Consider the following 5,458-nt stretch of genomic DNA (forward strand, 5'->3'; position numbering starts at 1 on the left):
TTAGGGTTAGTTAAAAAACTTTAAAATTTTCTTTCAAAACATTTGGTCAAATCAAAATAAAGTTTTACTTTTGCACTCGCAAATATGGAGCGCCACTGACAGAAGAGAGTGCTTCATTATAAAGCGAAAGATATAAAGATCATTGACATACAATATAACAACCAAGTAAGGAAAAACTAAAGCGTTAAAAAACTTTGAGTGAGTCAGACAAACATACAATGGAGAGTTTGATCCTGGCTCAGGATGAACGCTAGCGGGAGGCCTAACACATGCAAGCCGAGCGGTATTGTTTCTTCGGAAATGAGAGAGCGGCGTACGGGTGCGGAACACGTGTGCAACCTGCCTTTATCTGGGGGATAGCCTTTCGAAAGGAAGATTAATACCCCATAATATATTGAATGGCATCATTCGATATTGAAAACTCCGGTGGATAGAGATGGGCACGCGCAAGATTAGATAGTTGGTGAGGTAACGGCTCACCAAGTCTGCGATCTTTAGGGGGCCTGAGAGGGTGATCCCCCACACTGGTACTGAGACACGGACCAGACTCCTACGGGAGGCAGCAGTGAGGAATATTGGACAATGGGTGAGAGCCTGATCCAGCCATCCCGCGTGAAGGACGACGGCCCTATGGGTTGTAAACTTCTTTTGTATAGGGATAAACCTAGATACGTGTATCTAGCTGAAGGTACTATACGAATAAGCACCGGCTAACTCCGTGCCAGCAGCCGCGGTAATACGGAGGGTGCAAGCGTTATCCGGATTTATTGGGTTTAAAGGGTCCGTAGGCGGATCTGTAAGTCAGTGGTGAAATCTCACAGCTTAACTGTGAAACTGCCATTGATACTGCAGGTCTTGAGTGTTGTTGAAGTAGCTGGAATAAGTAGTGTAGCGGTGAAATGCATAGATATTACTTAGAACACCAATTGCGAAGGCAGGTTACTAAGCAACAACTGACGCTGATGGACGAAAGCGTGGGGAGCGAACAGGATTAGATACCCTGGTAGTCCACGCCGTAAACGATGCTAACTCGTTTTTGGTCTTTCGGGATCAGAGACTAAGCGAAAGTGATAAGTTAGCCACCTGGGGAGTACGTTCGCAAGAATGAAACTCAAAGGAATTGACGGGGGCCCGCACAAGCGGTGGATTATGTGGTTTAATTCGATGATACGCGAGGAACCTTACCAAGGCTTAAATGGGAAATGACAGGTTTAGAAATAGACTTTTCTTCGGACATTTTTCAAGGTGCTGCATGGTTGTCGTCAGCTCGTGCCGTGAGGTGTTAGGTTAAGTCCTGCAACGAGCGCAACCCCTGTCACTAGTTGCCATCATTAAGTTGGGGACTCTAGTGAGACTGCCTACGCAAGTAGAGAGGAAGGTGGGGATGACGTCAAATCATCACGGCCCTTACGCCTTGGGCCACACACGTAATACAATGGCCAGTACAGAGGGCAGCTACACAGCGATGTGATGCAAATCTCGAAAGCTGGTCTCAGTTCGGATTGGAGTCTGCAACTCGACTCTATGAAGCTGGAATCGCTAGTAATCGCGCATCAGCCATGGCGCGGTGAATACGTTCCCGGGCCTTGTACACACCGCCCGTCAAGCCATGGAAGTCTGGGGTACCTGAAGTCGGTGACCGTAAAAGGAGCTGCCTAGGGTAAAACAGGTAACTAGGGCTAAGTCGTAACAAGGTAGCCGTACCGGAAGGTGCGGCTGGAACATCTCATTTTAGAGCGTCTTAAAGACGATAAACAAAATTAGTATCGAGAGATACAAGTACTTATTCAAAGTAAAGCTTTAGTTTTTTGTTTGGTTGATTATATTAAAAATACAAAACCCACTAGAAATTAGTAAAGGGATTGAGAGAGACGAGGATTAAGATAGAAGAGTCAGAAAAATCTGATATCTATTATCTGAAATCTGTTAGTCTAACAGACAGTCTCGTAGCTCAGCTGGTTAGAGCGCTACACTGATAATGTAGAGGTCGGCAGTTCGAGCCTGCCCGAGACTACTAATTATAAGACGGGAAGACATCAGATAATAGACATCAGACATTTAAGTCTGGAATCTGGGATCTGACATCTGAAGTCTACTAGAGGGGGAATTAGCTCAGCTGGCTAGAGCGCCTGCCTTGCACGCAGGAGGTCAAGGGTTCGACTCCCTTATTCTCCACAGTTTTGGAAGACTGATTTAAAAGTTACGGATAGAGCCAAAAACAATATTCGTTCATCAGTTGGACAAGAAGAAATTAAGATCATTGACATTAACGGTAAAGACATCACAAAGAGATAACCGAGCACTTTCGAGTGCCGAGTTTATAAAAATATCGATAAATTAAATTTTATCAAAAAATACTGAACTAATTTAATATTAGGAAAGAAATCGTTAAGGGCGTATGGCGGATGCCTAGGCTTTCAGAGGCGACGAAGGACGTGGTAAGCTGCGAAAAGCTGCGGGGATTGGCACACACGAATTGATCCGCAGATGTCCGAATGGGGCAACCCGGCTGGTTGAAGACCAGTCACCTCGTAAGAGGAGCAAACCCGGAGAACTGAAACATCTAAGTACCCGGAGGAAAAGAAATCGAAGAGATTCCGTAAGTAGTGGCGAGCGAAAGCGGATTAGCCCAAAAGCTAATTTATGTTTAATAGAATGTTCTGGAAAGAACAGCCATAGAGGGTGATAGCCCCGTATATGAAAGGCATATTTAAGTGATAAATGAGTAGGGCGGGACACGTGAAATCCTGTCTGAATATGGGGGGACCATCCTCCAAGGCTAAATACTCCTGAAAGACCGATAGTGAACAAGTACTGTGAAGGAAAGGTGAAAAGCACTTCGAATAGAAGGGTGAAATAGAACCTGAAACCGTACGCCTACAAGCGGTCGGAGCACCTATATGGTGTGACGGCGTGCCTTTTGCATAATGAGCCTACGAGTTAATTTTACTAGCGAGGTTAAGGTATTAAGTACCGGAGCCGGAGCGAAAGCGAGTCTGAATAGGGCGTATAGTTAGTAGGATTAGACGCGAAACCTTGTGATCTACCCATGGGCAGGTTGAAGCTCTGGTAACACAGAGTGGAGGACCGAACCGGTTGACGTTGAAAAGTCTTCGGATGACCTGTGGGTAGGGGTGAAAGGCCAATCAAACTGGGAGATAGCTCGTACTCTCCGAAATGCATTTAGGTGCAGCGTCGTATATAAGTTTATTAGAGGTAGAGCTACTGATTGGATGCGGGGGAGTCAAATCCTACCAATTCCTGACAAACTCCGAATGCTAATAAATGTTCTACGGCAGTGAGGGCATGGGTGCTAAGGTCCATGTCCGAGAGGGAAAGAACCCAGACCAACAGCTAAGGTCCCAAAATATATGTTAAGTTGAAGCAACGCGGTTGGACTGCATTGACAGCTAGGATGTTGGCTTGGAAGCAGCCATTCATTTAAAGAGTGCGTAACAGCTCACTAGTCGAGCGGTCCGGCATGGATAATAATCGGGCATAAACATATTACCGAAGCTATGGATTTGTATTTTAGATACATCTGGTAGGAGAGCATTCTATTTGCGCCGAAGCAGTACTGTGAGGTATTGTGGAGCGGATAGAAAAGAAAATGTAGGCATAAGTAACGATAAAGCGGGCGAGAAACCCGCTCACCGAAAGACTAAGGTTTCCTCAGCCATGCTAATCAGCTGAGGGTTAGTCGGGACCTAACGCGAACCCGAACGGGGAAGTGGATGGACAATGGGTTAATATTCCCATACTTGCTCACACTAAAAAGGGGACGGAGTGCCGTACTTACTGGAGACTGACGGAATAGTCAAGGCCTAGCCTTCGGGCGAAGCTGCTGTAGGGAAAGTGCTTCCAAGAAAAGCCGAAGTGAAGCAACCCGTACCAAAACCGACACAGGTAGTCGAGGAGAGAATCCTAAGGTGCTAGAGTGAATCATGGTTAAGGAACTAGGCAAAATAGTCTCGTAACTTCGGGAGAAGAGACGCCATCAGCAATGGTGGCCGCAGTAAAGAGGCCCAGGCGACTGTTTATCAAAAACACAGGACTCTGCAAAATCGAAAGATGCAGTATAGGGTCTGACACCTGCCCGGTGCTGGAAGGTTAAGGAAGGTGCTTAGGGTTAAACCGAAGGCATTGACTGAAGCCCCAGTAAACGGCGGCCGTAACTATAACGGTCCTAAGGTAGCGAAATTCCTTGTCGGGTAAGTTCCGACCTGCACGAATGGTGTAACGATCTGGGCACTGTCTCAACCATGAGCTCTGTGAAATTGTAGTATCGGTGAAGATGCCGATTACCCGCAATGGGACGAAAAGACCCTGTGAACCTTTACTATAACTTCGTATTGACTTTGAGTAAGTAATGTGTAGGATAGGTGGGAGGCTTTGAAGCTTGCACGCTAGTGTAGGTGGAGCCAACGTTGAAATACCACCCTTTACTTACTTGGAGCCTAACTTCTTTTAGAAGGACATTGCGTGGTGGGTAGTTTGACTGGGGTGGTCGCCTCCAAAAGAGTAACGGAGGCTTTCAAAGGTACCCTCAGCACGCTTGGTAACCGTGCGTAGAGTGTAATGGCATAAGGGTGCTTGACTGTGAGACCTACAAGTCGATCAGGTGCGAAAGCAGGACATAGTGATCCGGTGGTTCCGTATGGAAGGGCCATCGCTCATAGGATAAAAGGTACTCCGGGGATAACAGGCTAGTCTCCCCCAAGAGCTCACATCGACGGGGAGGTTCGGCACCTCGATGTCGGCTCGTCACATCCTGGGGCTGGAGAAGGTCCCAAGGGTTGGGCTGTTCGCCCATTAAAGTGGCACGCGAGCTGGGTTCAGAACGTCGTGAGACAGTTCGGTCTCTATCTATTGCGGGCGTTAGATGTTTGAGAGGGCTTGATTCTAGTACGAGAGGACCGAATTGAACAAACCTCTGGTGTATCAGTTGTACCGCCAGGTGCACTGCTGAGTAGCTACGTTTGGAAGAGATAAGCACTGAAGGCATATAAGTGCGAAACTCGCCTCAAGATGAGACATCTTTTAAGGGTCGTTGGAGATGACGACGTTGATAGGCTACAGGTGTAAAGACAGTAATGTCATAGCCGAGTAGTACTAATTACCCGTAGATTTATAGCCTGATATGGCGCACGGAAGTGCAGCAAGGTTAGCTCTTTGTGAAAGTTTTTATCGCTTAAAACAGATGTCAGATACAAGACATCAGATATAAGACTTTAAGTCTGAAATCTGAAATCTATCCTCTGATATCTTATATACAACCTTTAGGGTGGTTTTAGCGGTGGGGCTCACCTGTTCCCATTCCGAACACAGAAGTTAAGCCCACCAGCGCCGATGGTACTGCTAACGCGGGAGAGTAGGCCGCCGCCAGTTTTTATTTTATTTTTAAAAATCCTTTATCGAAAGATAAAGGATTTTTTTTTGCTCTATACTCAAGGATCAA

General features: G+C 46.5%; 2 tRNA genes and 3 rRNA genes. All 5 read left to right on the top strand.

Annotated features, from left to right (window positions below):
• Positions 1-215 precede the first annotated feature (215 nt).
• The 5 genes from DRF65_RS28005 to rrf all read left to right on the top strand — a co-directional run bounded on the left by DRF65_RS28005 (position 216) and on the right by rrf (position 5,388).
• Positions 216-1,732: ribosomal RNA gene (locus tag DRF65_RS28005) — 16S ribosomal RNA — on the top strand.
• A 208-nt stretch (positions 1,733-1,940) separates the two neighbouring features.
• Positions 1,941-2,014, top strand: a tRNA-Ile gene (locus DRF65_RS28010).
• 87 nt (positions 2,015-2,101) lie between these two features.
• Positions 2,102-2,175, top strand: a tRNA-Ala gene (locus DRF65_RS28015).
• Positions 2,176-2,378: 203 nt separating this feature from the next.
• Positions 2,379-5,136, top strand: a 23S ribosomal RNA gene (locus tag DRF65_RS28020).
• Between the two features lie 144 nt (positions 5,137-5,280).
• Positions 5,281-5,388 (top strand): 5S ribosomal RNA (gene rrf / locus DRF65_RS28025).
• Together the 16S, 23S and 5S rRNA genes with 2 tRNA genes alongside form the textbook arrangement of a ribosomal RNA operon.
• Positions 5,389-5,458: the final 70 nt, after the last annotated feature.

The sequence above is a fragment of the Chryseobacterium pennae genome, from assembly GCF_003385515.1.
GTDB lineage: Bacteria > Bacteroidota > Bacteroidia > Flavobacteriales > Weeksellaceae > Chryseobacterium > Chryseobacterium pennae.